Annotated in this window: 25 protein-coding genes and 2 pseudogenes; 17 read left to right on the top strand and 10 right to left on the bottom strand. The window is 66.0% G+C overall.

The features are described 5' to 3' along the window. Positions 1-115: 115 nt before the first annotated feature. Positions 116-1,657 (top strand): acetolactate synthase large subunit, encoded by a 1,542-nt coding sequence (locus M2320_RS11355; protein WP_264597367.1) that lies wholly within the window; start codon positions 116-118, stop codon positions 1,655-1,657. A gap of 61 nt (positions 1,658-1,718) precedes the next feature. Here M2320_RS11355 and M2320_RS11350 read toward each other — a convergent pair whose 3' ends face one another. Genes M2320_RS11350 through M2320_RS11340 form a run of 3 tightly spaced genes read right to left on the bottom strand, consistent with a single transcriptional unit; the run spans position 1,719 to position 4,100 of the window. Then, the gene (locus tag M2320_RS11350; RefSeq protein WP_264597366.1) at positions 1,719-3,242 is read right to left on the bottom strand and encodes a cryptochrome/photolyase family protein; all 1,524 of its coding nucleotides are present in this window, start codon (positions 3,240-3,242) and stop codon (positions 1,719-1,721) included. Positions 3,243-3,278: 36 nt separating this feature from the next. Continuing rightward, positions 3,279-3,851: a type 1 glutamine amidotransferase domain-containing protein gene (locus M2320_RS11345; protein WP_264597365.1), complete on the bottom strand. Its 573-nt coding sequence runs from the start codon at positions 3,849-3,851 to the stop codon at positions 3,279-3,281. A gap of 9 nt (positions 3,852-3,860) precedes the next feature. Beyond that, entirely contained in the window at positions 3,861-4,100 is a 240-nt protein-coding gene (locus M2320_RS11340) for a hypothetical protein (RefSeq protein WP_184429011.1), read from the bottom strand. Between the two features lie 103 nt (positions 4,101-4,203). On the opposite strand from M2320_RS11340, the gene M2320_RS11335 reads away from it, so the two are divergent. The 9 genes and pseudogenes from M2320_RS11335 to M2320_RS11295 all read left to right on the top strand — a co-directional run bounded on the left by M2320_RS11335 (position 4,204) and on the right by M2320_RS11295 (position 14,356). Next, a complete protein-coding gene (locus M2320_RS11335; RefSeq protein WP_264597364.1) occupies positions 4,204-4,680 on the top strand; it encodes a PRC-barrel domain-containing protein in 477 nt (158 codons plus the stop codon). Then, positions 4,677-5,897, top strand: coding sequence for an MFS transporter (locus M2320_RS11330; RefSeq protein WP_264597363.1), 1,221 nt, complete (start codon positions 4,677-4,679; stop codon positions 5,895-5,897). The genes M2320_RS11335 and M2320_RS11330 overlap by 4 nt, the downstream gene beginning before the upstream one ends. A gap of 76 nt (positions 5,898-5,973) precedes the next feature. Then, the gene (locus M2320_RS11325; protein WP_264597362.1) at positions 5,974-7,734 is read left to right on the top strand and encodes an ABC transporter ATP-binding protein; all 1,761 of its coding nucleotides are present in this window, start codon (positions 5,974-5,976) and stop codon (positions 7,732-7,734) included. Positions 7,735-7,979: 245 nt separating this feature from the next. After that, on the top strand, positions 7,980-8,450 hold the full coding sequence (locus tag M2320_RS11320; protein WP_264597361.1) for a hypothetical protein: 471 nt from the start codon (positions 7,980-7,982) through the stop codon (positions 8,448-8,450). A gap of 28 nt (positions 8,451-8,478) precedes the next feature. Continuing rightward, complete coding sequence (gene ispH, locus M2320_RS11315; RefSeq protein WP_264597360.1) at positions 8,479-9,504, top strand: 4-hydroxy-3-methylbut-2-enyl diphosphate reductase; 1,026 nt, start codon at positions 8,479-8,481, stop codon at positions 9,502-9,504. 46 nt (positions 9,505-9,550) lie between these two features. Further along, a pseudogene (gene hpnH, locus M2320_RS11310) lies at positions 9,551-10,579 on the top strand (adenosyl-hopene transferase HpnH); the annotation flags it as partial. A gap of 131 nt (positions 10,580-10,710) precedes the next feature. Next, a complete protein-coding gene (locus M2320_RS11305; RefSeq protein WP_264597359.1) occupies positions 10,711-13,314 on the top strand; it encodes an MMPL family transporter in 2,604 nt (867 codons plus the stop codon). Between the two features lie 62 nt (positions 13,315-13,376). Beyond that, complete coding sequence (locus M2320_RS11300) at positions 13,377-13,604, top strand: hypothetical protein (protein WP_184428998.1); 228 nt, start codon at positions 13,377-13,379, stop codon at positions 13,602-13,604. A gap of 44 nt (positions 13,605-13,648) precedes the next feature. Next, positions 13,649-14,356 carry a DUF2147 domain-containing protein gene (locus tag M2320_RS11295; protein WP_264597358.1) on the top strand — a complete coding sequence of 236 codons (708 nt, stop codon included), beginning with the start codon at positions 13,649-13,651 and terminating at the stop codon, positions 14,354-14,356. Here M2320_RS11295 and M2320_RS11290 read toward each other — a convergent pair. Beyond that, on the bottom strand, positions 14,331-14,690 hold the full coding sequence (locus M2320_RS11290; protein ID WP_264597357.1) for a Rieske (2Fe-2S) protein: 360 nt from the start codon (positions 14,688-14,690) through the stop codon (positions 14,331-14,333). The two genes, M2320_RS11295 and M2320_RS11290, sit on opposite strands and share 26 nt — an antisense overlap. 115 nt (positions 14,691-14,805) lie before the next feature. Between M2320_RS11290 and M2320_RS11285 the strand changes: the two genes are divergently transcribed. After that, positions 14,806-15,555, top strand: coding sequence for a sulfite exporter TauE/SafE family protein (locus M2320_RS11285; RefSeq protein WP_264597356.1), 750 nt, complete (start codon positions 14,806-14,808; stop codon positions 15,553-15,555). Here the strand turns inward: M2320_RS11285 and M2320_RS11280 are convergent. From M2320_RS11280 to xseA, 3 genes are read right to left on the bottom strand one after another with little or no spacing between them, the layout of a single operon-like run. Beyond that, entirely contained in the window at positions 15,518-16,150 is a 633-nt protein-coding gene (locus M2320_RS11280) for an HAD-IA family hydrolase (protein ID WP_264597355.1), read from the bottom strand. The two genes, M2320_RS11285 and M2320_RS11280, sit on opposite strands and share 38 nt — an antisense overlap. After that, positions 16,151-16,894: a metallophosphoesterase family protein gene (locus M2320_RS11275; protein ID WP_264597354.1), complete on the bottom strand. Its 744-nt coding sequence runs from the start codon at positions 16,892-16,894 to the stop codon at positions 16,151-16,153. Position 16,895: 1 nt separating this feature from the next. Next, positions 16,896-18,470: an exodeoxyribonuclease VII large subunit gene (xseA, locus tag M2320_RS11270; protein ID WP_264597353.1), complete on the bottom strand. Its 1,575-nt coding sequence runs from the start codon at positions 18,468-18,470 to the stop codon at positions 16,896-16,898. Positions 18,471-18,554: 84 nt separating this feature from the next. Here xseA and M2320_RS11265 point away from each other — a divergent pair, with 84 nt between their 5' ends. Next, positions 18,555-18,836 (top strand): hypothetical protein, encoded by a 282-nt coding sequence (locus tag M2320_RS11265; protein WP_264597352.1) that lies wholly within the window; start codon positions 18,555-18,557, stop codon positions 18,834-18,836. Between the two features lie 50 nt (positions 18,837-18,886). Further along, the gene (gene purD, locus M2320_RS11260; RefSeq protein WP_264597351.1) at positions 18,887-20,149 is read left to right on the top strand and encodes a phosphoribosylamine--glycine ligase; all 1,263 of its coding nucleotides are present in this window, start codon (positions 18,887-18,889) and stop codon (positions 20,147-20,149) included. A 1-nt stretch (position 20,150) separates the two neighbouring features. On the opposite strand, the gene M2320_RS11255 is transcribed toward purD, so the two are convergent. Together M2320_RS11255 and M2320_RS11250 are read right to left on the bottom strand one after the other, a co-directional pair. After that, the gene (locus tag M2320_RS11255; protein ID WP_264597350.1) at positions 20,151-20,486 is read right to left on the bottom strand and encodes a hypothetical protein; all 336 of its coding nucleotides are present in this window, start codon (positions 20,484-20,486) and stop codon (positions 20,151-20,153) included. Positions 20,487-20,632: 146 nt separating this feature from the next. Then, positions 20,633-21,379: an HAD-IA family hydrolase gene (locus M2320_RS11250; protein ID WP_319801430.1), complete on the bottom strand. Its 747-nt coding sequence runs from the start codon at positions 21,377-21,379 to the stop codon at positions 20,633-20,635. A 77-nt stretch (positions 21,380-21,456) separates the two neighbouring features. Here M2320_RS11250 and M2320_RS11245 point away from each other — a divergent pair, with 77 nt between their 5' ends. Beyond that, positions 21,457-21,825 carry a hypothetical protein gene (locus M2320_RS11245; protein ID WP_264597349.1) on the top strand — a complete coding sequence of 123 codons (369 nt, stop codon included), beginning with the start codon at positions 21,457-21,459 and terminating at the stop codon, positions 21,823-21,825. Positions 21,826-21,832: 7 nt separating this feature from the next. After that, positions 21,833-23,272, top strand: a pseudogene (locus M2320_RS11240) (NAD-dependent succinate-semialdehyde dehydrogenase); the annotation flags it as partial. Positions 23,273-23,638: 366 nt separating this feature from the next. Here M2320_RS11240 and M2320_RS11235 read toward each other — a convergent pair. Next, positions 23,639-24,730: a PA0069 family radical SAM protein gene (locus M2320_RS11235; protein WP_264597348.1), complete on the bottom strand. Its 1,092-nt coding sequence runs from the start codon at positions 24,728-24,730 to the stop codon at positions 23,639-23,641. 103 nt (positions 24,731-24,833) lie between these two features. Here M2320_RS11235 and M2320_RS11230 point away from each other — a divergent pair, with 103 nt between their 5' ends. Then, complete coding sequence (locus tag M2320_RS11230; RefSeq protein ID WP_264597347.1) at positions 24,834-25,358, top strand: transposase; 525 nt, start codon at positions 24,834-24,836, stop codon at positions 25,356-25,358. Next, entirely contained in the window at positions 25,358-25,798 is a 441-nt protein-coding gene (locus M2320_RS11225) for a cupin domain-containing protein (RefSeq protein ID WP_264597346.1), read from the top strand. The genes M2320_RS11230 and M2320_RS11225 overlap by 1 nt, the downstream gene beginning before the upstream one ends. Positions 25,799-25,801 lie beyond the last annotated feature (3 nt).

Genomic DNA, 25,801 nt, shown 5'->3' with positions numbered 1-25,801 from the left:
TGCCCATGGACGGCGCCTCATCTGACGGGAGTTTCACCGACGACCATCATGGCACATCGATGCCGCTTCGGGGCGCCGTCCACCCCATCACCGGCCCATGGCTCGCGAGGCTCACATGAACGGCGCCGAAAGCCTCGTCAAAACCCTGGTCGCCCAGGGCGTACAGACCTGTTTCGCCAATCCCGGCTCCTCGGAAATGCATTTTCTGAAGGCGCTGGACAATCCGGCGATGCGCAGCGTGCTCTGCCTGTTCGAGGGAGTCGCCACCGGCGCGGCGGACGGCTTTTTCCGCATGAAGGGCACGCCGGCCGCGACCCTGCTGCATCTCGGGCCGGGCCTCGCCAATGGCCTCGCCAACCTCCACAATGCGCGGAAAGCCGGCTCCGGCATCGTCAACGTCGTCGGCGACCACGCCAGCCATCACCTCCAATATGACGCGCCGCTGGCCTCGGACCTCGACGGGATCGCTCGCCCCCTGAGCCATTTCTTGCGGCGCGCCAACAGCCCAAAAAGCATTGCGGTCGAGGCGGCGCGCACCGTCTCGGCGGCGCGGCCGGGCAAAATCGCCACCCTCATTCTGCCCGGGGACGCCTCCTGGGGCGAGGCGGGCGAGCCCCAGAATTTTCCAATCGAAGCGCCGACGCCCAGAACCCCGCCGTCCAAGCGCATCGACAATGTGGCGCGCGCGCTCAAAAAAGCCGAGGGGCCGGTCCTCGTGGTGCTGGGCGGACGCGCCTGTCGCGGCGAAGGCCTTGAACTCGCCGGCAAGCTCGCCGCCGCGACAGGATGCCGGCTGGCGACGCAATTTTTTTCCGCCCGCATCGAGCGCGGCGCCGGCCGCACGCCACTCGAGCGCATCCCCTATTTCGTCGCGCCGGCGCTCGAATTCCTCAAAAATTTCCGACACATCGTCACGGTCGAGACCGGCGAGCCCGTCGCCTTTTTCAGCTATCCGGACAGCCCGAGCCTGCTCAAGCCCGAAGGTTGCGCCGTGCACATGCTGGCGGAGAAGGACGAGGACGGCGCGGCGGCGCTGGGCATGCTTTTGGGCGCGCTCGGCGCGCAAAATATCGCGGCGCGCAAGCAGGAGCGCGCCGAACCCGTCGTCCCCAACGGCAAACTCGACCCCACCAGCATAGCCCTGGCGCTGGCCGCGGCGCTCCCCGAAAACGCCATCGTGGTCGACGAATCCCTGACCACGGGCCGCAGCACCGCGGGTCTCACCCTCGGCGCCGCGCCGCACGACATGATCCAGAACATGGGCGGCTCCATTGGTTTCAGCACACCGGTCGCCACCGGCGCGGCGCTCGCCTGCCCGGACCGCCGCGTGATCTGCATGACCGGCGACGGCAGCGCCATGTACACGATCCAGTCGCTGTGGACCCACGCGCGCGAAAACCTCGACATCACCACCATCATCTTCGCCAATCGCGAATATCAAATCCTCAAGGCCGAATACGCCAATATGGGTTTTCAGGAGATCGGGCCGCAGGCGTTGGCGATGATGGAGATCGACCGTCCCACGATCGATTTTTGCGCGCTGGCGAAGGGCATGGGCGTCCCCTCCTCCCGGGTGGCGACGGCGGACGCCTTTTATCGCATGCTGCAAAAATCCTGCGCGGAACCCGGCCCGATGCTGATCGAGGTCTGTCTCTAGAGCTCTTTGTTTTAACGTATTTTCTTCTCGCGAACCGGCATCCACTTCGCTCGAAAATGCTCTAAAGAAAGGTTTGGGCGGTCAGCTCCGCCTTCAGCCTCTCCGCCCTGCGCCGGATCGCCAACACCTCTCCCGAATCCTTGCGCGCGAAATTGAGATATTGCTGCTTCATCCGGCCATTGCGTGCGAACCGCGGCTGATGCCGGGCGAGGAAATCGTAATAGAGGGTTGTGAACGGGCAGGCGTCGTCGCCATCGGCCTTATGCGGATCGTACCGGCATTTTCGGCAATGGTCGCTCATCCGGCTGATATAATTGCCGCTGGCGACATAAGGCTTTGTGCCGATCACCCCGCCGTCAGCATGCTGGCTCATCCCCAGCGTGTTCGGCAGCGACACCCAATCGATGGCGTCGCGGAACATGGACAGATGCCAGCGATGCACGTCATAGGGTTTGACGCCCAACAGCAATGCAAACTGGCCCAGCACCATGAGACGCTCGATATGATGGGCGTAGGCGTGGTCAATGGTGTGGGCGATCGCCTCCGCCAAACAGCGCATGTCGGTCTCGCCGGTCCAATAAAACCGCGGCATCGGCAATTGGGCGTCGAGCGCGTTGCGTTCGGCATAGTCCGGCATCAGCCGCCAATACAGCCCATTCACAAACTCGCGCCAGCCGATGATCTGCCGGACAAACCCTTCCAATGAGGCGAGCGGCGCGTCGCTGTTGAGCGCCGCATCCAAAACCTCGCGCGGGTTCAGCAGATGCAGGTTGAGCGGCGCCGACAGCAGCGAATGGAACATGAAGGGCGCGCCGCCGACCATGGCGTCCTGATACGGACCAAAATTTTGCAGGCGATGGCTGCGAAAATCTGCGAGCGCCTCCAAGGCGTTCTCGCGCGTGACCGGAAGGTTGAAATTGTCCAGTCGCCCCGGCGCATCTGGAAACTGCTTTTCGACCAGCCGCATCACGGCGCGGGTCGTCTCATCGGGCGAAAAGGCCAGCGGCTTGGGAATGTGCGGCCCGCCTGTGCGCGGAAAAGGCTTTCGGTTGTCCTTGTCAAAATTCCAGGCGCCGCCGCGCGGAGCGTCGCCGTCCATCAGCGCCCCGGTTGTGCTGCGCATGCGCCGATAAAAGGTTTCGAGCACCATATTCGGGTGTTCGTCGGCAAAGGCGGCAAAATCGACGCGCGAGCAGAGAAAGTGACGATCGGCGCGCATCTCGATCGGCAATTGCAAAGCCGAAAGCGCCGCCTGCAAACGAAAATCGCCGGGCGCGAGCACAACGATTCTTTCCGGCTTCAGTTTTCCGAACCAGCGCCGCGCTTCATCCGCAAAGGTCCCGAGATTTTCGGGATCGTCGAGCCGGCTGTAATGGGTCGAAAAACCTTTTGCGCGCAAAAGCTCGCGGAAATGACGCATGGCGCAGAAGAACAGCACGAGCCGCATCTTGTGTTGCGGGACATAGCGCGCTTCCTCGCGCGCCTCGATTTGCAGCGTGGCGTCGTGGGCGGCGTCAAAACCGTCAAAGGCGGCGGATTCGGCGTCGAGCTGATCGCCGAGGACGAGGACAAGATTGCGAACCATGCGCCAGCTTTCGTCCCCGCCCGATCCGGGTCAAGCTCATTTCACAGTGGCGGGATCCGGACGCGCCGTCACTTTTTGCGCGAACAGCTCAACCATCTGCGTATCGAACGCTTGCAGATCGTCGGGGCGGCGCGAGGTGACGAGATTGCCGTCCACCACCACCTGCTCGTCGACCCAATTGGCGCCGGCGTTGGCCAGATCGGTCTTCAGCGACGGCCAAGAGGTCATGCGCTTGCCGCGCACGCCGCCGGCGTCGATGAGCGTCCAGGGCCCATGGCAGATCGCGGCGATCGGGCGCTGCCCATCGACAAAGTTTTTGACGAAATTGATCGCCTTGGGCGCGAGCCGCAAAGCATCAGGATTGATCACCCCGCCCGGCAGCACAAGGCCGTCGTAATCGCCCGCATCGACCGCATCGAGCGTGGCGTCCACCTCGACTTCGCCGCCTTTGTCATGGTGTCGATAACCCTGGATTTTTCCGCCCTTCGTCGAAACCACCTCCACTTGCGCGCCCTCCTGGCGCAAAGCGTCGACAGGGTTGGTCAGCTCGACCTCCTCAAAACCGTCAGTCGCGAGCACGGCGATTTTCTGGCCATCCAATCGTCCCATTTCTCTCTCCTATTTCGGCTTCACATTCGGATCGCCGCCCGGCGCGCCCGGCGGCGGGATCACCGGCATGGGCGCGTCAACCGGCGGCGGCGGGCGCCGTATCTCCGGGTCCAGGTTCTGCTTCGGCTTGATCACGCCATTGGACTGGTCAAGACGTTCGCTCAGCGGAGGTTTGGCGGGCTCCTCGCCCTGCGCGACCGCAGGCGACACCAGCGCAAGCACACCGAGCATGCACAGCACAAGTCTCATCGCCGCCTCCCAGGATCGCTCTCCAACCCGACGCCACGCGAATCGTTCCTGGATCAGCGGAACGCCCGGAACTGCGTGACGTTGTCGGCGCAAAGGATGTTCCTTGCGCCAAAAACCAGCTCTACACCTCGCTTGCGCGCTCATGGTCCTCGCCTCCGCACCATTGCGCGCGCAGGACAATCCGCCCGAGCCCGCCCCGCAAAAGCCGGACACGCCCGCGCTTGAAACACCCGCGACCGTCATCGACGGAACGGCGGCGGCCGCGCTTCTCGGCAAACCCGTGCAGAGCCTCAAAGCCGAAGACCTCGGCCGCGTCGTCGACGTCATCACCGACCGAAACGGGGTCTTGCGCGCCGCCGTCGTCGATTTCGGCGGCTTTTTGGGGGTGGGCACGCGGAAAATCGCGGTGGACTGGCGCGCCCTGCATTTTCCCGAAAACGGCGGCATGGACCGGCTGATCGCCGAATTGCCGCGCGACAAATTGCGGACCGCGCCGATCTACAAGGAAGGCGAGCCCATCGTGGTGATCGGCGCCCCGGCCCAGCCGGCCGAAGCCGCGCCGGCCGCGCCCAAACCTTGAGGCCAGGACAGGCGCATCGCAGCGCCGAACGCGGGCTCGACTGGCTGATCTTCTTCGTCGCCGACATCCAGACCGGATTCGGGCCGTTCGTCGCCGTCTTCCTCACCTCGCAAAAATGGACCCAGGTCGACATCGGCCTGCTGCTCTCCATGGGAACTTTGGTCGGCCTGTTCGGCCAGATTCCCGCCGGCGTGCTGGTCGATTCCGTGCGCTCGACGCGCCTCGTCGCCGGGGTCTGTCTCGTCACCATCGGCGCGAGCGCGCTGGTCTTCGCCGCCTTTCCCATCTTCGGCGTGGCGCTCGCCGCGCGCTTCGCCCATGGCGCCGCCAGCTGCGTGCTCAGCCTCGCGCTGATCTCGCTGGCGCTCGGCCTCGACGGCGCCGACAGGGCCGACGCGCGGCTCGCCCGCAACGCCGCCTTCGCCTCCGCCGGATCGGGCGTCACCGCCGCGCTGATGGGGTTTGTCGGCTATCAAGCGTCGAGCCGCGCGGTGTTTTTCGTTGCGGCGGCGCTGGTGCTTCCCGCGCTGATCGCTTTGTGGCGCATCAGGCCGGGCGAACTCGGCCCCGCCTCCGACGCAGCGCGCGGCGCCCCGATCGATTCCCGCGCCTTTTTGCGCGCTCTGCGCGATCTCGCCCAAAAACGCGATCTCGTCGCCCTCTGTCTGTGCCTTGTGCTGTTTCACCTCGCCAACGCCTCGATGCTGCCGCTCGCCGCGAGCCTCGTCACCCAGCGCTCCAGCCAGGAGGCGACGCTGATGGTGGCGGCGGCGCTGCTCGCGCCGCAATTTCTGGCGGCGGCCCTCGCCCCGTTCGTCGGGCGCGGCGCGCGCATCTGGGGCCGCCGGCGGCTGCTGCTCCTGGGCTTTGCCGCGCTGGCGGCGCGCGGCCTGCTGTTCTCCTCGATCACCGATCCCGTCGCGCTCGCGGCGATCCAGGCGCTCGACGGCATTTCGGCCGCGGTGCTTGGGGTCATCGTGCCGCTGATCATCGTCGACCTCACCAGGGACAGCGGCCATTTCAATCTCGCCCAGGCTCTGGCCGGCAGCGCGGCGGGGATCGGCGGCGCGCTGAGCACAATCATGGCGGGCTGGCTCAGCGACCATTTTTCCGCCCACGCCGCCTTCAGCACGTTGACCGTCATCGCCATTCTCGGCCTCGCCGCCGTCGCGCTGGCCTTGCGGGAAACAGAACCCGAGGCGCAGCGCCCGCACTGATTCATGCGCAAGCGGGAACCCGTTCCCGCGCCGCGCATTGACCCGCGAACCCAGCCCCTCTTCAGGACGAACCCTTTTGCAAACAGACCTTTGCGCCTATCGCGGCCGGCCGCTCGCGCTCATCGGGCGCTATGTCGCCCGCCGCCCCCTCGCCCATGCCGCGATCCTCGCCTGCGTGCTGGGCGCGGTCTTCTGCTCCATCGGTGTCCAATATGGAATCAAGCGTCTGGTGGATTCGCTCGCGGGCGTCGGCGCAGATCCCTGGCCGGCCTATCTGCTGCTCACCGCATTCATCGCCGGCGACAATCTGTTGTGGCGCGGCGCCGGCTGGATCGCCAGCTCCACCTATGTGCGCGTGACCGGCGACCTGCGCTCCGAATTGTTTCGCCACCTCACCGGGCACGCCCCCGCCTATTTCGCCGACCGCCTGCCGGGCACGCTGACGAGCCGCATCACCGCCACCTCCAACGCCGTGTTCCAGATGGAAACCATGTTCACCTGGAACGTGCTGCCGCCCTGCGCCGCGACTTTTGGCGCGATCGGCTTCCTCGCCACTGTCAATCTTGAAATGGCGGCGACGGTCACGGCGGCGGCGCTGCTGGTCATGGCGGTCCTGCTCTATTGGTCCGCGGCAGGAACGCCGCTGCACGGCGCCTTCGCCGACGCCGCGGCGAAAGTGGACGGCGAAATGGTCGATGTCGTCGCCAATATGCCGCTGGTGCGCGCCTTTGGCGCCATCGGCCGGGAACATTGCCGGTTCGACGGCGCCGTCGCGGGCGAAATGCAGGCCCGCAAACGCAGCCTGCGTTATTTGGAAACCCTGCGCATCGTCCACGCGCTGGCCGTGGTCGTGGGAACCCTCGCCCTGCTCGCCTGGGCCCTGGTCCTGTGGCGGCAGGGACGCGCCAGCCCCGGCGATGTCGTGCTGGTCTGCACGCTCGGCCTCGCCGTGCTCAGCGCCACCCGCGACCTCGCCATCGCCCTGGTCGATGTCACCCAGCATTTCGCCCGGCTCGCCGAGGCGCTGCGCATTCTGCTGTCGCCGCATGAATTGCGCGACCATCCGCAGGCCTCGGCGCTGGTCGCGCGCGGCGCGCGCCTCACCTTCGAAAACATCTCCTTTGGCTATCCCGGCGGCGCCCAGGTGTTCGGAAATTTTTCGGTCGACATCGCGCCGGGGCAGAGGGTCGGGCTGGTCGGCCCCTCCGGCGGCGGCAAATCCACGCTGGCGGCTCTGGCGCAGCGCATGTACCCGCTTGAAAAAGGTCGCATTCTCATCGACGGCCACGATATTGCGCGCGCCACCGACGAAAGCCTGCGCGCGGCCATCGCCTTCGTCCCGCAGGACACGGCGCTGCTGAACCGCAGCTTGATGGAGAACATCCGCTACGGCCGTCCCGGCGCCAGCGATGTGGAGGTCTGGGAGGCCGCGCGGGCGGCGAGCTGCGGCCCCTTCATCGAGCGCCTGCCCCACGGATTGGAGACGATCGTGGGCGATCGCGGCGTCAAACTGTCCGGCGGCCAGCGCCAGCGCATCGCCATCGCCCGCGCCTTTCTCAAAAACGCGCCGCTGCTGCTTTTCGACGAGGCGACTTCGGCGCTGGACAGCGAGTCCGAAGAGGCGGTGCGCGAAGCCATGACGCGGCTGATGGCGGGGCGCACGGTGCTCATGATCGCCCATCGCATCGCCACGCTGCGCGATTTCGACCGCATTCTCGTGCTGCACGCGGGACGCCTGGAAGAGGACGGAGCGCCGGACCAGCTCATGCGCCATGACGGATTTTATCGTCGGCTGGTGAACAGCGAAATCCTCCGCCTCAACCGCAAGGCCGCCTGATTATTCGACAGCGCCCGGGGATCAAAAGCCGAGTTCGGGCGTTTTCCGCCCGCCCCTTGGGACGGAACGATGGACTTGAAAGACCGAAAATCCGCGACGACCGCGCGCAGCGGGCAACCGCGCCGCTGTCGCTGGCTCATCCGATCCGATGGCGAGAACACCCCCAACCCCTTGAATCCGCGCCCCAGGGTCGCCGCACCGCCGCGGCTCGACCGGCGTCCCGTCTTTTTTGAAAGGAGCGCCTCATGATCTCGTGCAGGAAATTTGCGGCGGCGCTGCTCGCCGCCATGTGCGCCACGCCAGCCTTCGCGGCCGGTCCGCTGGCCGCCTTCGCCGGCAATTTTCATGGCGGCGGCGCGGTGATCGGCTCGGACGGGCATCGCGAACGGCTGTCCTGCCGCGCGCGGGGCGGCGTCGGCGAAGGCGGCCATGCGCTGTCGCAAAACATCGTCTGCGCCAGCGACAGCTACCGCTTCAACATTGTCGCCAATGTCGTCGCTCAGGGCGCAGAGGCGAGCGGCCAATGGTCGGAATCGACGCGCGGCGTCTCCGGCTCGATCGCGGGCCGCGTCGGCGAGGGCCGGTTCAGCGGCGCGGTGAACGGCGGCGGCTTCACCGCCTCTGTGTCCCTGCGCGCCACCGGGCGCGGCCTGTCGATGAGCCTCGCCCCGAGCGGCGGCGACGTCTCCCGCGTCGACGTCAGCCTGTCCAGGTGAACCGGGACCGCCGCATTCACGAGGAAGAATGAGCAAAAATCTCTGGATTGATGATGCGCGCGGCCATCCTGCGCCCATTCGGACCCGCGCTCGGCCGCGCAGCCCGCGCGTCACGCCGAAAACCGACACGCCGCTGCGGGTGCTGCTCGCCCAGCCGCGCGGCTTTTGCGCCGGCGTGGTGCGCGCCATAGATATCGTCGAGCGCGCGCTGCAAAAATTCGAGGCGCCGGTCTATGTCCGCCACGAGATCGTCCACAACAAGCGCGTGGTCGAGGCGCTCAAGGCCAAGGGCGCGCATTTCGTCGAGGATCTCGACGAGGTTCCCGACCATGCGGTGGTCATCTTCAGCGCCCATGGCGTGCCCAAAAGCGTGGAACAGGCGGCGGCGCGCCGGCCGCTTACCGCGCTCGACGCCACCTGCCCGTTGGTGACAAAGGTGCACAACCAGGGCCGGCGTTATGTGGCGCAGGGGCGCCGCCTGATCTTCATCGGCCATGCCGGACACCCCGAAGTGGTCGGCGCGCTCGGCCAGATCCCCGGCCGCATCGCCCTCGTGCAAAGCGCGCGGGACGTCGCCGCGCTGAAAATCCCCGGGGACGCTCCGGTGGCCTATGTCACCCAGACCACGCTGAGCGTTGACGACACGCGGGAGATCATCGAGGCGCTGCGCCGGCGCTTCAGCAACCTCGTCGGCCCTGATACCCGCGACATCTGCTACGCCACGCAAAACCGCCAATCGGCGGCGCGGGACCTGTGCACGCGCGTCGATGTGCTGCTGGTGGTCGGCGCCGCCAACAGCTCCAATTCCAACCGTCTGCGCGAGATCGGCGTTGAAATGGGCGTGCGGAGCCATCTCGTCGCCGAGGCCGAGGCCTTGCGGCCGGAATGGTTTGTCGGCGCGCGCGCCGTGGGCGTGACCGCCGGCGCCTCGGCCCCCGAAGAGCTGGTGCTGGGCGTGGTCGCGCGGCTGGCGCAGATGGGTCCGGTCACGATTTCCAGCGTCGGGGCGCCCGAAGAGAGCATCGCGTTTCGACTTCCCACCGAGCTGCGCTGACGCGCAAAACGCGGCTTCGCGCCGCCTCCCCGTCCATGGAGGGATCATGGCAAGAGACTTTCGTCGCGAACTGACGATCGCACGCTACCTGCTCAAGCAGAAACTGTTACGGCGCAAGCGCTACCCGCTCGTGCTGATGCTCGAACCGCTGTTTCGCTGCAATCTCGCCTGTGGCGGCTGCGGCAAAATTGCGCATCCCGATTCCGTGCTCGACCAGCGCCTGTCGGTCGAGGACTGCCTCGCCGCCGTGGACGAATGCGGGGCGCCCATTGTCGCCGTGGTCGGCGGCGAGCCGCTGATCCACAGGGACATTGATAAAATCGTGCGCGGGATCATCGCCCGAAAGAAATTCGTCAATTTCTGCACCAACGCCCTGCTGTTGAAGAAAAAGCTGCACCTCTTCGCCCCCTCCCCCTATTTCACCTGGTCGGTCCATCTCGACGGCCTGAAGGAGGCCCACGACAAGGCGGTGGAGCTGTCCGGCGCCTTCGACATCGCGGTCGAGGCGATCCGCGAAGCGCGCGCGCGCGGCTTCAACGTCAACGTCAACGCCACCATTTTCGAGGGCATGGCGGCCGAACGCGTCGCCGCCTTCCTGGATTTCGCCAAATCGCTCGATGTCGGCGTCTCCATTTCGCCGGGCTACGCCTATGAGCGCGCGCCCGACCAGGAGCATTTTTTGTCGCGCCGGCGCACAAAAACCCTGTTCCGCCGCATATTCGAGCTCGGGAAAGGCAAGAACTGGCCGCTGCTGCACACCGGCCTCTATCTCGATTTCCTCGCCGGCAACCGGCAATATGCCTGCACCCCCTGGGGCATGCCGACGCGCAACGTGTTCGGCTGGCAAAAGCCCTGCTACCTGCTCGACGAGGGCCACGCCAAAACCTACGCAGACCTGATGGAAACGACGGACTGGGAGCGCTACGGGACCGGAAAGCACGAGAAATGCGCCAATTGCATGGCCCATTGCGGCTATGAGCCGACCGCCGTCGACGCCGCGATCCGCCATCCCCTGTCAAACCTGTGGCGCACCTGGCGCGGGCCGCGCACCGAGGGCCCCATGGCGCCGGAACTGGCGATCCGCCCGCGCGGCGCGCCAAACCCCGCCGAATGAAGGGTTCTCTTTCTCGGCGACGGGCGTTACAAGGGTCGGCGAAAATACGTTGCTCGCCGACGATAGCGAGATTTTGAGGTTTTTGAGCGCAAATGCTGACATCCGCTATCGTTCGCCTGGTCAAGTTCTGTGTGCGCCATGCGCGCGCCGTCGTCGCGGCCTTCCTGTTGGTCACTGTACTGTGCGGCCTCTATGCCGCCGCGCATATGAAGATCAATTCCGACATCAACGCCCTGCTGTCGCCCGATCTGGGCTGGCGGAAATCGGAGCAGGCCTTTGAAAAGGCGTTCCACCATTTCGACACACTCTATGCGGTGGTGGACGCGCCGACCCCGGAACTGGCGGCGCAGGCGACCGCCGCGCTGACGACCAAGCTCGCGGCGGACAATACCCATTTCATTAGCGTCACCAATATTGCGGGCCTGCCGTTCTTCTCGCGCGCGGGGCTGCTGTTCATGCCCCTGCCCGATCTCGAGCGCACCACCAAGGGGCTGGCGCAGGGCGCGCCGCTCATTCAGGACCTCGCCTCCGACCCCAGCCTGCGCGGCATGGTTTCCGCGCTGGAGGACGGCCTGATCGGCGTGAACTCGAAAAAAATGACGCTCGACGACATGTCGCCGGTGTTCAACGCCTCGGCGCAGACGGTCGAGGACATTCTCGCCGGTCGTCCCGCCTCGTTCTCCTGGCGAGTGCTGGCCCAGGGCCAGCCGGCCACGCCCTCCGAGCTGCGCGGGGTCATCGCCGTGCGTCCGGTGCTCGACTTCAAGGAGGTCCAGGCGGGCCTCAAGGCGAGCACGGCCTTGCGCGACGCGGCGGCCGAACTGTTGCCGCGCTATCAGGCGCGGTTGCGCCTGACCGGGCCGGTCGCCATGTCGGACGAGGAATTCGGCACCATCAAGGAGAACGCCGGCCGCAATGGCGCGATCACCGCGGCCATCGTGCTGTTCATCCTGTGGCGGGCGCTGCGCTCCTGGCGGCTGATCGGCGCGGTGGTCCTCAACATCGTCGCCGGCCTCGCCATCACCGCCGCCGCCGGCCTGGCGCTGGTCGGCTCGCTCAACCTGATCTCCGTCTATTTCTTCGTGCTGTTCGTCGGCATCGGCGTCGATTTCGGCATCCAGTTCAGCGTCCGCTACCGCGCCGAGCGCCACGAATTCGACAATCTCCACGAGGCCATCGCCCGCGCCGCCTATCATTTCGGCGTGCCACTGACGCTCGCCGGCTTCGCCACCGCCTGCGGCTTCCTCGCTTTCGCGCCCACCGACTTCAAGGGGGTGTCCGAACTCGGCATTATCGCCGGCCTCGGCATGATCATCGCCTTCGCGGTGAGCATCACCCTGCTGCCATCGCTGATCGCGCTGTTCAATCCCGCGGGCGAACCGGAGCCGATGGGCTATAAGGCGCTGGCCCCGGTGGACGAGTTCATGTCGCGCAACCGCAAGCCGATCATCGCCGGCGTGGCGCTGGTGGTGGGCGCGGGCCTGCCGCTGCTGTTCCACCTGAGGTTCGACTTCAACCCGATCCATCTGCGCGACCCCAACACGGAATCGGTGGCGACCTATCTCGACCTGAAGCGCGACCGCAACATGGAGATCGACAACATCCAGTTGCTCGCGCCCAACACCGCCGAGGCCGAGAAAAAGGCCGAGCGGCTGGCGCAAGTCCCCGAAGTCGCCGCCGTGCGCACGCTGATGGACATGGTCCCCGCGCAGCAGGACGAAAAACTCGCCCTGATCGCCAAGACCGCCGCGGCGCTCAAGGATGCGCTCAACCCCGACGACATCCAGCCGCCCCCGACCGACGCCGAAATCGTCGAGTCGCTGAAGGAGGCCGCGCAGCGGCTCGAGGAATCCGCGAACGATTCCTTCAACGCGGGCCAACAGAAGGGAATCGCCGGCGCGCGGCGGCTGGCGGCGGCGCTCACCGGGCTCGCCCAGGCGCCCGCGGAAAAACGTCTCGTCGCCGACGAGGTGATGGTCGGGCCGCTGGTCTACGATCTCGAACAGTTCCGCGACCTGCTGACCGCGCAGAAGGTGACGCTCGCCGACCTGCCGCCCGAACTCGTCAAAGAATGGCGCACGCCGGACGGCCAGCAGCGCCTCTCCATCGCGCCCAAGGACCAGTCGGGCTCGGAGGAATCCCTGCGCGCCTTCGCCCGCGCCGTGCTCAAGGTCGAGCCGAACGCGACGGAAGGGCCGGTGTCCATCCTCGAAGCCAGCCGCACCATCATCGGCGCCTTCTTCGAGGCGGCGGGCTGGGCCTTGGCCTCGATCGCGCTGCTGCTGATCATCATGCTGCGCCGGGTCAGCGACATGCTGCTGACCCTGATCCCGCTGATGCTGGCCGCTGTGGTGACGATGGAGGTGATGGTGCTGCTCGGCATGCCGCTGAACTTCGCCAACATCATCGCGCTGCCGCTGCTGCTCGGCGTCGGCGTCGCCTTCAAGATCTACTACATCATGGCCTGGCGCGAGGGCGGAACCAACCTGCTGCAAACCAGCCTCACCCGCGCCGTGATGTTCTCCGCCGCCACCACGGCCACCGCCTTCGGCAGCCTGTATTTCTCCAGCCACCCCGGCACGTCGAGCATGGGCGAGCTGCTGGCGCTGTCGCTGGTCTGCACCCTCGCCGCGGCCGTGCTGTTCCAGCCGATCCTGATGGGCAAGCCGCGCGAAAAGCAGGAAGCCTCGTCCTGACGAGGGACGTTATCATTTCAGCGCTTTTGCGCTAAACAGGGCCACCTAGGAAAGGGACATAAATGAAAAAGGCTGTTCTGATTGCTCTCCTGCTGACCGGCGCAACCGCATCGACCGCACTGGCGGGAGATCGAGCGTCCGACGAGGCGGCGTGCCGTCCGGACGTGCGCCGCTTCTGTCACCATCTGCATCCCGACGCCGGCGATAACGCTTTCTTGAACTGCCTCCAGGCCTATCGCGCCCGGCTGTCGCCGAAATGCCTCAAGGTGCTCACCGACAACGGCGTCTGACCCTTTCCGCCCAGCGAAGACCATCAGCGAAAAGGAGTTTTCCTTTGACCGCTTCTTTCAAGTTCTTTCGCAAACGCCTCGTTCTCTCGGCCTGGACCGCGCTGGCTCTGACCGGCGCGGCCCAGGCCGCGCCCCTCACCGGCTTCTGGCAGGCCTATTTCGAGGACGGCTCGCCCAGCGGCTGGTTCTATTTTTACGAGAAGAACGGTTTTTATGAAGGCCGTCTCGTGAAAATGTACAAGAAGAAGGGCGAGACGAAAAACGTCACGATCTGCACGGCCTGCCCCGGCGAGAAAAAGGGCAAGCCGATGCTCGGCATGGTCATCGTCTACAATCTCAAGAAGGACGGCGCCGCCAAATACGAGAACGGCAGCATTCTCGACCCGCGCGACGGCAATGTTTACAACGCCTCGGTCGAAGTCACGCCGGACGGCCAACAATTGCTGCTGCGCGGCTATCTCGGCCTCGAGATTTTCGGGCAGACGCAAACCTGGACCCGTCTGCCCGACGACGCCATCCCCGCCGCTGAAATTCCCGGCGATCCCCTGGCGCCCAAGCCCAAGCCTGCGGCCAAGCCAGCGACGGCGAAGCCGGAAGCCGGGGCCCACTCGGACGCGGCCCATCCCGACGCCGCCCACACGGACGCCGCCGCCAGCCCGGATGCGGCCAAACCGGCCGCCGCCCCGGCGAAGCCGGCGGCCAAGCCCGCCGCGAAGCCCGCGCCGGTCAAGCCGGAGGCGCCGACCCAATAGCCGGGTTGCGCGCCGGCCGCGCCGGGCCGAGATCGACCTCGATCGCGTCGCCCACGACGCGCAGCGGATAGGCGTGCAACGCCTTTTGCGCCGCGTGGGTGACGCAGGCGCCGTTCGCGGCGTCGAACCGCCAGTTGTGGACGGGGCAAAGGACGGTCTCGCCGTCGAAACAGGCCTCATCCAGCGGGACGTCGGCGTGCGGACAGCGTCCGCGAAACGCCTTGATCTCGCCGCCCCGCGGCCAGACCAGCAGCACGCTCTTCTTGCCGGCCTTGAACAGGCCCATCCCGCCCTCGGCGATGGCGCTTGTGGGACAGACGACCAAAAAACTCATGGGACAGCCTCGCGTCAGCGGACAACGCCCCCCATGAGGCAAGTTGCGGGCCAGGGGCTGGCGCGGCGTCGGGAATCGGCTAGTTTGCGCTAACCCCTCAAGCAGGATGCATTTTTTGCAGGATCTCCTTCTGATCGCGGGCGCCGGGCTTCTCGGCGGCGCCATGAACGCCATCGCCGGCGGCGGCTCCTTCGTCACCCTGCCGGCTTTGGTCGCGGCGGGCGTGCCCTCGCTCAGCGCCAACGCCACGTCCACCGTCGCGCTGGTGCCGAGCGCGCTCGCCACGGCCTTCGCCTATCGCCACGATTTCCAGAATTTCGAAGGCGTGAAATTCTCGACCATGGCGGTGGTGAGCGTGGTCGGCGGCGTGCTGGGCGCGCTGCTGCTGATTTCGACGCCGCAGCGCGTCTTCGACCACATTTTTCCCTTCCTGCTGCTGTTCGGCGTCGCCGTATTCGCCTTCGGCAAGAGCCTCGGCGAATTTTTACGCGCGCGCATAAAAGTTCATCCCGCGGCGCTGCCCATCGCGCAATTCGCGCTCGGCATTTACGGCGGCTATTTCGGCGGCGCGGTGGGCGTGATGATGCTCGCGACCTGGAGCGTGCTCACCCACGCCAGCATCAACATGATGCAGGCCTCCCGCCATCTGCTCAACGCTGCGATGAACACCACGGCGTCGCTGTTTTTCATCTTCGGCGGACTGATCCACTGGAAACAGATGGGCGTGTTGCTGGTCGCCGCCGCGATCGGCGGCTATGTCACCGGGCATTACGGCCGCCGCCTCGATCCCGCCAAGGCGCGGATCATCATCACCGCGCTCAACGGCGTCATTGTGGCGCTGGTGTTCTGGCGGCAATACGGCTGATGTCTTCGACGGCCTCGAACAGGACATCCGGCCGCATCGCGCGAAGGATTTCGAGCGCGGCATAGCCCCAGGTCACGGCGCCGCAGGCGATCCCCGCCTCGCGCGCCGCCTCGATGTCGCGCACCTCGTCGCCGATCGAAATCACGTCGCCGGGCGCGAGCGCCGCCCGCCGGACGACGCGGCGGAATTTCGCGGCCTTGCCGAACACAGACGCCCCGCAATCGAAGGTTTCGAAAAGATCTTGCAGGCCGCCGAGTTGCCGGCGCGCATTGGCTTCGCTGTCGGAACTGACCAGCGCCAGACGAATCCCGGCGGCGGACAAATCCCGCAGCATCGGCTCGACGCCGGGAAACAAGGAAATTTCGTCGAGATGCCGCGATTTCACCGCGCGCATGTGCCGGGCGATCGCCGGCAATTTCCAGCTGGGAACCTGGAGCGTGCGAAACGTCTGGCGGAAATCGGCGTGGCGCAGCGCCTCGAAATCTTCGACGCGGCGAAAGCCGAACTTGTCGGCGGCGTCGTTCACATGGCGGCAGAACCATGGAAAACTGTCGGCGAGCGTGCCGTCGAGATCGAAGATGACGAGCGAAGGCATTTAGCGTCCCAAAAACAGCCGTTCGGCGAAAAACGGCGCCAATCCCGCGCGCAAAATCTTTTGGGCCGCCGTTTCCACGTCGTAATCGACGCGATGGAAGCTCAAAACAGCCCGGTCGAGATCGTAAAGCGCGAAAGCGGCGCGGGACTCGCCGTCGCGCGGCTGGCCAACCGAGCCCAGCGTCGCCAGCCAACGCCGACTGCGGGCGAGCGGCGTCGGCGTCTCCGTGGGCGCGAAGGAAATCGCCGGCGCATCGCCGCTGCGATAGTAAAGTTTGGGACGATGCACATGGCCGCAAAAGGTGACGGGCGCGCGCGTCGCATCCATGGAAATCGTCGCATCCTCCGCCGATTGCACATAGCGGAAGCGGCGCGGGGCGCTGGCCTCGGCATGGACGAACAGGGGGCCGTCCGGGAGCCGCGCGGTGAGCGGCAAGTCCGCAAGAAATCGCTTCTGGGCGGCGTCGAGCTGGCCTTCGGCGAATTCGACGGCATGACGGGCGTCGTCATACATGCGCCGCGCCTGGGGGTCGACCACGGCGAGGTCGTGGTTGCCCATCACGCAGAGCGCGCCCTTATCAAAATCCTCGGCGACGCGCTCGACCACATAAGCGGGATCGGCGCCATAGCCGACGAGATCACCGAGATAGACGAATTTTTCCGCCCCCAACCGCCGCGCCTCGCTCCGGCAGGCGTCGAACGCCTCGCGATTGCCGTGGATGTCGGTGAGCAGGGCGAGCAGCATGTCAGAACAGGCTGCCCTGCCCGCCCGGGGGCAAAGGCTTTTTCGCCGGCGCGGTTCTTTTCGGGGGCGCCTCGCCGTTCACCGTCGCCGCCACCTTGCCGTCGGCGAAATGCAGGGTCACGGCGTCGCCCGGGCCAAGTTTTTTCGCGGAGCGGATGATTCCGCCCTCCGCATCGCGCGCCAGCGCAAAGCCGCGCTTGAGCACGGCTTCGTAACCCACAGCGCCCAAAAGCTTTTCCGCATGGGCGAGCCGGTCGCGACGCCGCGCCAGCAAGGCGAGGAAGGCGCCGTCGAGACGCGCGGAAAAATTTTGGACTCGTTCGCGACGGCCTTGCAATTCATGGCCGAGCAGCCGAACGCGTCCGGCAAAGGCGGCGTCGAAGCGGGCGCCAAGGGTTGCATATCTTTCGCGGCGGCGGTCGAAAAACGCCCGTCCAGCCGCCTCCAGCCGAAATTTCAGGGTGTTCAGCCGACCCGTCACGCGCTGCAATTCGGCCTGCGGGGCGTGGCGGGCGAGCAGGCGCGAGGCTTCCGCCAAAGCCAGCCGCCGCGCGCCAACAAAAGCGCGCAACGCGGCGGACAGGCGCTCGGCGGCGCGGTCCTGCCGCTGCCTAGGGATGGCGAGGAGGTTTTCGGGTTGCGGCAGGGCGCGGGCCAAAGCGCGCAAATCGCCGCGCCGGCGGTCGAGCAGGCGGAAAGCCGCCTCGTCGTGGCGGCGCGCCAGCGCGTTGACATTGGCCAACAGTTCGGCGCGCACCGGCACGGCTTTTTCCGCCGCGCCGGTCGGGGTGGGCGCGCGCAAATCGGCGACATGGTCGAGCAGCGTGGTGTCGGTCTCGTGGCCGATCGCGGAAATCAGCGGAATTTCCGAGGTGGCGGCGGCGCGCAAAACCTCTTCCTCGTTAAAACTCCACAAATCCTCCAGCGACCCGCCGCCGCGCGCGACGATCAGCAGGTCGGGCCGGGGTATCTCGCCGCCCACAGGCAGGGCGTTAAACCCCTTGATAGCAGCCGCCACTTCGGCGGCGGAGGTTTCGCCCTGCACGCGCACCGGCCAGACCAGCACATGGCGGGGAAAACGGTCGCTCAGGCGATGCAAAATATCGCGGATCACCGCGCCGGTGGGCGAAGTGACAATGCCGATCACGCGGGGCAGATAGGGCAGCTTCTTCTTGCGCGCCTCGTCGAACAGGCCTTCCGCCGCGAGTTTTTTCCGCCGCTCCTCAAGCAGCGCCATCAACGCGCCGACGCCCGCCGGCTCCATTTGCTCGATGACGATCTGATACGAACTTTTGCCGGGAAAGGTGGTGATCTTTCCCGTGGCGATCACCTCCAGCCCCTCCTGGGGCCGGGTTTTCAGCCGCGAAAACGTCCCCTTCCACACCACGGCGTCGATGCGGGCGTTGGCGTCCTTCAGGCAGAAATAAGCGTGTCCCGACGAATGCGGGCCGCGATAGTTCGAGATTTCGCCACGCAGCCGCACATGGCCGAACTGGTCCTCAATGGCGCGTTTCAGAGCGCCGGAAAGTTCGGAAACGCTGAGTTCAAGGGCGTTGGAGCGGGGGGATTCGACCATTGCCCCAAGTTAATGCGTCGGCCCCCGCCTTGGCGAGTTTTTTGGCTGGCGCGGATCATGCTTCTTTTCGACAAAGGAGCGCCCATGCCGTCCATTTCCGTCGCACATCTCACCGAACAGGGCCAGGACATGGTGATCGTCATCATGGACAATGCCTTCGCCCAGGCCAATCCCAACCTGCAGGAGGCGACCATCGGCCAGTTGCAGGCGCGCAGCAACGCCTGCGGGCTCAAGGGAACGGTCGCGCTGGTCTGGGACGCGGGGGGGCGCATGGATTATCTGGTCCCGCAGCCCTGGCATGATTTCTTCAGCAGCATCACGCTCGACGACGTGCGCGCCCGCCTCAACGCCGAAATCCGCTGGTAAGTTGAACTGAAGTCCCGCCTCGCCTAAGACAGCGGCGAAACGAGGCGCACATGAACGTTCTACTCATCGGCTCCGGCGGGCGCGAACACGCGCTGGCCCTGGCGCTAGTCAAAAATCCGGCGACAACAAAACTGTTCGTCGCGCCCGGCAATCCCGGCACGGCGCAGGTCGCGACCAATATCGTGCTCGATGTCGCCGACGCGCAGGCGGTGATCGGGTTCTGCCACGTCCAGCACGTTGATTTCGTCGTCATCGGGCCGGAACAGCCGCTGGTCGACGGCCTCGTCGATGCGCTGGACGCGGCGGGGATCAAGGCGTTCGGACCGTCGAAAGCGGCGGCGCGGCTCGAGGGCTCCAAGGGTTTTACGAAGGACTTGTGCGCCAAATACAATATCCCCACGGGCGCCTATCAAAAATTCGCCGAAAAGGACGCCGCCCTCGCCTATGCGCGCGAAAAGGGCGCGCCGATCGTCGTCAAGGCGGACGGGCTCGCCGCCGGCAAGGGCGTCACGGTCGCGATGACGCTTTCAGAGGCTGAACAGGCGATTGAAGACCTTTTTGGCGGCGCTTTTGGCGCGGCCGGGGCGGAATGCGTCATCGAGGAATTTCTGGACGGCGAGGAAGCCTCGTTCTTCGCTTTGTGCGACGGCGACAAGGCCCTCGCCTTCGCCTCGGCGCAGGACCACAAGCGGGTCGGCGAAGGGGATACGGGTCCGAACACCGGCGGCATGGGCGCCTATTCGCCAGCGCCGGTGGTGACCGACGCCATAGCCCAAAGGGTGATGGACGAGATCGTCAACCCGACGGTCGCCGCGATGAAGGCGGAGGGCTGCCCGTTCAAGGGGGTGTTGTTCGCCGGGCTGATGATCGGCAAGGACGGCCCCAAGCTGATCGAATTCAACACCCGCTTCGGCGATCCCGAATGCCAGGTGATGCTGGCGCGGCTCGACGACGATCTTTTGGACCTGCTGCTCGCCTGCGCCGAGGGGCGCCTGCCCGAGCGCGTAAACCTGTCGCCGAAGACCGCGCTGACCGTGGTCATGGCGGCGCAAGGCTATCCCGGAACGCCGAAAAAGGGCGGGAGCATTTCAGGAATCGCCGAGGCGGAAGCTGCGGGCGCAAGAATCATCCACGCCGGCACGAAAAGCGTCGGCGAAACCCTGGTGGCCAATGGCGGGCGCGTGCTGAACGTGGTCGCGCTGGCGGACAGCGTCGGCGAAGCCCGCGACCGGGCCTATCGCGCCGTGGACGCGCTGAAATTCCCCGACGGCTTTTGCCGGCGGGACATCGGCTGGCGGGCGCTGAAGCGCTGAGCTATTGCGGCGCGCCTACACGGTAGGGGCTGATTTCGTTCGCGGCGGCATTGGCGATGTTCATCGCCAAATTGGCGAGCTGCGCGCTGGCGCTGACGGCGGCGTTCTGCGGCGCGCCGGCTTCTGCGGCGGCGGCCTGAAAGCCGGCGACCAGCGCCGCGTCGAGCCTATGCGGCGGCGGCGCGGCGGAACCCGAATAATTCGCCGTCGCCACATCCAGGAGTTCGGCGTCCTCGCGCGCGGGCGAGGACGCGCGATCGTTGGTCGTCTGAATCGAAGGCTGCGCGGGCATGCCGCTTGCGGCCTGAGCGGAAGTCCAGTTCGATGGAAACAACATGTGGCGCTCCAAGATTTCCCGGGAACACCAATATTCATTACCAAAATACTTACGCGCGGGCAATTTTCCCCTGATTTAAATTGCCAAGAGCAGTCAATCCTTGCCTGAGAAAACAGGAAGGATTTTAGCAACTACGCTGAAAAAGATTACCCGACCAGTAAAGCCGCCGCGCCAGGCAAGTCATTGAAATGCGAGATCACGCGGTCAGGCGAAAATTCCTGGACGGGGCGGTCGGTATAGCCGAAATCGACCGCGATCACCGGCACGCCCGCGGCGCGCGCCGTGGCGATGTCGGTCTTGGAATCCCCCACCATGATGGTTTTCGCAGGCGTGCCGCCGGAGGCTTCAATCGTGCGCAGCAGCGGCGTCGGGTCGGGCTTGGCGACGCCAAACGTGTCCTGGCCGCAAACAAAGGCGAATCGATCGATCACGCCGAGTTTTTCCAGCAGAAGCTTGGCCGGACGCTCGATCTTGTTGGTGCAGACGGCGAAAACGCCGCCGGTCCGCTCGAGTTCGTCGAGCGCCGCCTCGACGCCGGGATAAAGCGTGGATTCGTCGGCGATACGGCTTTCATAATGATCGAGAAAGGCGCGGAACATCTCCTCCTCGCGCTCGGGCGCGACACTCGCCCCCTGCTGGCGCAGCGCGCGCTGGATCAGGGCGCGGGCGCCGGCGCCCAGCAGCGAGCGGGCGTCCGCAATCGGCGTGGCCTCAAAACCTTCCTTGATCATGATGTAATCAAGCGTGCCCATCAGGTCGAGCGCCGTATCGGCCAGGGTGCCGTCGAGATCGAACACGTAGAGAATTTTGTCCGCCTGATCCGCCAATTGCGCCTCCCGGTTTTTCTCCTCATAGCACCGACCTTCCGCTTCGGTCACGTGTTTGGTTGACAAGTCCGGCGTCAGCGGAAATCTCTTGCGTCCCGAGGTAGCTTGCGCCCCCAAAGGCGATTCGCGTGGAGCGAGGGAACATGGCGAAAGTTTTGAAGTTTTCTGTGGTCCTGTCCGCCTGCGTCCTGCTCGGCGCGGTCGCCCACGCCGCCAATTACGAGTTCATGGCCGCCCCGGCGACGGACCTCAACCGCGTGTTCAGGCTGGACAAGGCGACGGGCGAGATCGGGGCCTGCCAGTTCGGCCTCACCGACGAGGGGTCCATCGGCGTCACCCTGTGCTACAAGCCCGGCGACGGCGCCGGTCCGCAGGCGCCGAGCGAATATGGCCTGGTGGCCTCGCGTCATGAGCGCGAGGGCGGCGTGTTCCGCGTCGACTTGCGCACCGGCGCGATGTCGATCTGCTATGTGCTGAAACAGGCGGTGGTGTGCACGCCGCCGAACAAATAGGTTTTCGATGCGTCTCAACAATCCCGGCCTTTTGCGCAGCCAGACCCTCATCAATGGCGCCTGGTGCGGCGAGGGGGTGAGCGAAATCCACAACCCGGCCACCGGCGCGCTGCTGGCGAAAGTGCCGCATGGCGGCGCCGAGCAGGCCAAGGCGGCGGTGGAGGCGGCGCGCGGGGCGCAAAAAGCATGGGCGGCGCTGTCGGCCAAACAGCGCGGCGCGATCCTGCGCCGCTGGTTCGACCTGATCCTCGCCGCGCGCGAGGATCTCGCGCTGATCATGACCAGCGAGCAAGGCAAACCGCTCGCCGAGGCGCGCGGCGAGATCGACTATGCCGCGAGTTTCATTGAATTCTACGCCGAAGAAGCCAAGCGCATCTATGGCGAGACCATTCCCTCGCCCTGGCCGGACGCGCGCATCATGGTGTTGCGCCAGCCGATCGGGGTGATGGCGGCGATCACGCCGTGGAATTTCCCGGCGGCGATGATCACCCGCAAATGCGCGCCGGCGCTCGCCGCGGGCTGCGCCTGCATCATCAAACCCGCGCCGGAAACCCCGCTCACCGCGCTGGCCCTGGGCGAACTGGCGCAACGCGCCGGCTTTCCGCCGGGCGTGCTCAATTTCGTCACCGGCGACGCCGCCGCCATCGGCCAGGTGTTTTGCGCGCACGAGGCGGTGCGCTTTGTCGGCTTCACCGGCTCCACGGAAGTCGGCAAGCTGTTGATGCGGCAGGCCGCTTCAGGCGTGAAGAAGGTCGGACTGGAGCTGGGCGGCAACGCGCCCTTCATCGTCTTCGACGACGCCGATCTCGACGCGGCGGTCGCTGGCGCGATGCTGAGCAAGTACCGCAACATGGGCCAGACCTGCGTCTGCGCCAACCGTTTGTATGTGCAGGACGCGGTTTACGACGCCTTCGCGGAAAAACTCGCAGCGGCCGTGCGCCAACTCAAGGTCGGCGACGGAACCCAGGAGGGCGTGGCCCAGGGGCCGCTGATCAACGCCCGCGCGCTGCAAAAGGTCGAGGCCCATATCGCCGACGCGCTGTCGAAAGGGGCGCGTGTGCTCACCGGCGGCGCGCGGCACGAATTGGGCGGTACGTTCTTCCAGCCGACTGTGCTGGCGGACGTCACTGCGGACATGGTGATGGCGCGCGAGGAAACGTTTGGGCCGGTGGCGCCGCTGTTCCGCTTTCACGACGAGGCCGATGTCATCGCCCAGGCCAATGCGACGCAATATGGCCTCGCCTCCTATTTTTACGCCCGCGATCTCGGGCGCGTGTTCCGGGTCGCGGAGGCGCTCGAATATGGCATGGTCTGCGTCAATTCGGGCGTGCTCTCGACTGAAGTGGCCCCGTTCGGCGGCGTCAAGCAATCGGGGCTCGGCCGCGAAGGCTCGCGTCACGGCATCGAGGAATTTTTGGAGCTCAAATATGTGCTGCTCGGCGGCTTGAACGCGCCGGTCGCCGCTGCGCCGCCTAGGCCTGAGCCGGATGCGGCCGCCAGAGCTGCGCCGGTTGAACCCGCTGGGGAAGCTCCGGTCGCGCCGCCTCAAGCCGAGCCGAGGCCATCCTCGGCGCCCGGCTCGGAAGCCGCGGAGCCCACACCGACAGAGCCGCCACCTGCCCGCGTGCGCCTGCCCAAAGCCAAGCCCATGCCGCGCCTGCCCCGCGTGACCGACGTCGAATGGCCGCTGCCGCCCGCCCCCGAAGAAGACTAGAGCCCGTTCGGTGAACTCCCGTTCACCAAACGGGCTCTAGATTCTTGTTTGACCGCATTTTCTTCACGCGAACCGGCATCCACTTCGCTCGAAAATGCTCTAAAACAGGCTCAACTGAACCCCGCCCGCCTGCGGGCGGGCAAAAAGATCGGCGCGCAGTTTGGCCTTGCGGGCGCTGAGCCCCAGCCGCTCGCAAGCCATCTCAAAACGCCGCCCCAACGTCCAGGCGTAGGGGCCGGTTCCTGTCATGCGCTTGCCCCAGCTCGACTCGTAAAGCTTGCCCTCGCGGGTCGAGCGCAACAGCCCCAAGACTTTTCGATATTTGTCCGGGAAGTTTTCCAGCAGCCACGCGGAAAACAAATCCTGCGTCTCCAGCGGCAGGCGCAACAGGATGTAGCCGGCCTCGCTCGCGCCGGCAGCCTGGGCGCGTGTCAAAATCGTCTCCATTTCGTGGTCGGTGACGCCGGGAATGATCGGCGCGACCATCACCGCGGTGGGCACGCCGGCGCGGTTGAGCTGCGCGATCGCATCGAGGCGGCGCTCCGGTGTCGAGGCGCGCGGCTCCATGGCGCGGGCGAGCGTGCGGTCGAGCGTGGTGATCGACAGCGCGACTTTTATCAGACCCTTGGCGGCCATGGGCGCGAAAAGATCGATGTCGCGCAGCACATGGGCGGATTTGGTGACGATGGCCACGGGATGGTTGGTGTCCGCCAGCACCTGCAGGATGTCGCGCATCACCCTGTGGCGGCGCTCGATCGGCTGATAGGGATCGGTGTTGGTGCCGATGGCGATGGTCTTGGGCTGGTAGCCAGGCGCGGAAAATTCGCGGCGCAGCAGGTCGGCGGCGCCGTCCTTCACCGTCAGCCGCGTCTCGAAATCGAGCCCCGGGGACAGGCCGAGATAGGCGTGGGTCGGGCGCGCGAAACAATAGACGCAACCATGCTCGCAGCCGCGATAGGGATTGATCGAGCGCTCGAACCCGATATCCGGAGAGTCGTTGCGGGTGATCAGATTTTTCGGCCGCTCATGCGCGATCTGGGTGGCGAAGGCGGGCAAATCCTCCAGCGCGCCCCAGCCGTCGTCAAAATCCTCGCGAACCTCCCGCTCGAAGCGACCGCTGTGATTGGCCGTCGCGCCACGCCCGCGCCGACGCGGCGGCGCGATGCTGCAGGGCGAGGAAACAGCGGTCATATCGGTCTCCGGAGAGAACAAATCATGAAAAGAACAATATGCGAACATTAACCGCGCTTCAAGCCCTTTTGCGCGCCGGAGAAAAAGGGACTAAAGCTGCGCCATGATCTCGGCCCTGCTGCTCTCGCCCTCTCTCGGCGCCGCGCCAAACCCGCGCGCGGCCGAGGCTTTGGCGCGCAGCCTGGGTTCTCTTGTGCGGGCGACCATGGAGGGGGTTGTTCGCGACGCCGCGCTGATCGGACGCGCCGAGGACGACCTCGCCGGCGTCGCCGATTACGCAGGTTGCGCCTATGTCGAAGCCGCGACCCTCGCCGAAGGTTTTGCGCGTGCGCTCAGTGAAACGCGCGGCGAAATCGTCTTCGTCCTCGAAGGCGGCTATGCGACCCCGACCGGATTTATAGAAGAAGCGAGCGACCTCCTTCTGGAAGGGGCGACCTTTTCCGGCGCCTTGCTGCGGCGCGCGCCCTACAATCTGGCGACGCGGTTCGCGCCAAGCCTTGCGCAACCCGTTGGCCTGCTCGCGCAGCGCGCCGCCCTGCGCGGAGCGCAACCAAGCGACCTCGCCGCGCTGATCCGCGCGACAAAACCCTCGCGCACGCTCAACAGCATGGCGATCCGGACGGTTTGATGAGCCTCGACCTGCGCGACAAAAATCTCGCCGCCGCCGACATCATCGGCGCGCTCGGCTTGAAACCGCATCCGGAAGGCGGTCATTACCGCGAAATCTGGCGCGATGTTCCCGAAAACGGCGGGCGCGGCGCCGCCACCAGCATTTACTTCCTGCTGGCGGAAAACGAGTTTTCGCGCTGGCATCGCGTCGATGCGGCAGAACTCTGGCTGTGGCAGGCCGGCGCGCCCTTACGGCTCGGCATCGCCGGTCCGACGGGGCGGAGCGAACATCGGCTCGGCCCCAACCTGTTCGCGGGCGAGGCGCTTCAGGCGACCGTCCCGGCCGGCGACTGGCAGGAGGCGCAAAGTCTGGGCGCCTGGACGCTGGTGTCGTGCATCGTGGCGCCGGCCTTCGAATTCGCCGGATTTGAAATGGCGCCCGAGGGCTGGACGCCCTGACGA

It is taken from the genome of Rhodoblastus acidophilus, from assembly GCF_025961575.1.
Lineage (GTDB): Bacteria > Pseudomonadota > Alphaproteobacteria > Rhizobiales > Beijerinckiaceae > Rhodoblastus > Rhodoblastus acidophilus_C.
The sequence above is the reverse complement of the archived record's forward strand: the minus strand, read 5'-3'. Positions and strand labels throughout refer to the sequence as shown.

Bases quoted from the DNA above. Each gene is read 5' to 3' on its own strand.
- M2320_RS11275 (WP_264597354.1), bottom strand. From the start codon at position 16,894: ATGCTGCTCGCCCTGCTCACCGACATCCACGGCAATCGCGAGGCGTTC.
- M2320_RS11255 (WP_264597350.1), bottom strand. From the start codon at position 20,486: ATGTTGTTTCCATCGAACTGGACTTCCGCTCAGGCCGCAAGCGGCATG.
- M2320_RS11320 (WP_264597361.1), top strand. From the start codon at position 7,980: ATGATCTCGTGCAGGAAATTTGCGGCGGCGCTGCTCGCCGCCATGTGC.
- M2320_RS11245 (WP_264597349.1), top strand. From the start codon at position 21,457: ATGGCGAAAGTTTTGAAGTTTTCTGTGGTCCTGTCCGCCTGCGTCCTG.
- M2320_RS11290 (WP_264597357.1), bottom strand. From the start codon at position 14,690: ATGAGTTTTTTGGTCGTCTGTCCCACAAGCGCCATCGCCGAGGGCGGG.
- M2320_RS11300 (WP_184428998.1), top strand. From the start codon at position 13,377: ATGAAAAAGGCTGTTCTGATTGCTCTCCTGCTGACCGGCGCAACCGCA.
- ispH (WP_264597360.1), top strand. From the start codon at position 8,479: ATGAGCAAAAATCTCTGGATTGATGATGCGCGCGGCCATCCTGCGCCC.
- M2320_RS11230 (WP_264597347.1), top strand. From the start codon at position 24,834: ATGATCTCGGCCCTGCTGCTCTCGCCCTCTCTCGGCGCCGCGCCAAAC.
- M2320_RS11225 (WP_264597346.1), top strand. From the start codon at position 25,358: ATGAGCCTCGACCTGCGCGACAAAAATCTCGCCGCCGCCGACATCATC.
- xseA (WP_264597353.1), bottom strand. From the start codon at position 18,470: ATGGTCGAATCCCCCCGCTCCAACGCCCTTGAACTCAGCGTTTCCGAA.
- M2320_RS11340 (WP_184429011.1), bottom strand. From the start codon at position 4,100: ATGAGACTTGTGCTGTGCATGCTCGGTGTGCTTGCGCTGGTGTCGCCT.
- M2320_RS11280 (WP_264597355.1), bottom strand. From the start codon at position 16,150: ATGCCTTCGCTCGTCATCTTCGATCTCGACGGCACGCTCGCCGACAGT.
- M2320_RS11350 (WP_264597366.1), bottom strand. From the start codon at position 3,242: ATGGTTCGCAATCTTGTCCTCGTCCTCGGCGATCAGCTCGACGCCGAA.
- M2320_RS11305 (WP_264597359.1), top strand. From the start codon at position 10,711: ATGCTGACATCCGCTATCGTTCGCCTGGTCAAGTTCTGTGTGCGCCAT.
- M2320_RS11355 (WP_264597367.1), top strand. From the start codon at position 116: ATGAACGGCGCCGAAAGCCTCGTCAAAACCCTGGTCGCCCAGGGCGTA.
- purD (WP_264597351.1), top strand. From the start codon at position 18,887: ATGAACGTTCTACTCATCGGCTCCGGCGGGCGCGAACACGCGCTGGCC.
- M2320_RS11265 (WP_264597352.1), top strand. From the start codon at position 18,555: ATGCCGTCCATTTCCGTCGCACATCTCACCGAACAGGGCCAGGACATG.
- M2320_RS11345 (WP_264597365.1), bottom strand. From the start codon at position 3,851: ATGGGACGATTGGATGGCCAGAAAATCGCCGTGCTCGCGACTGACGGT.
- M2320_RS11235 (WP_264597348.1), bottom strand. From the start codon at position 24,730: ATGACCGCTGTTTCCTCGCCCTGCAGCATCGCGCCGCCGCGTCGGCGC.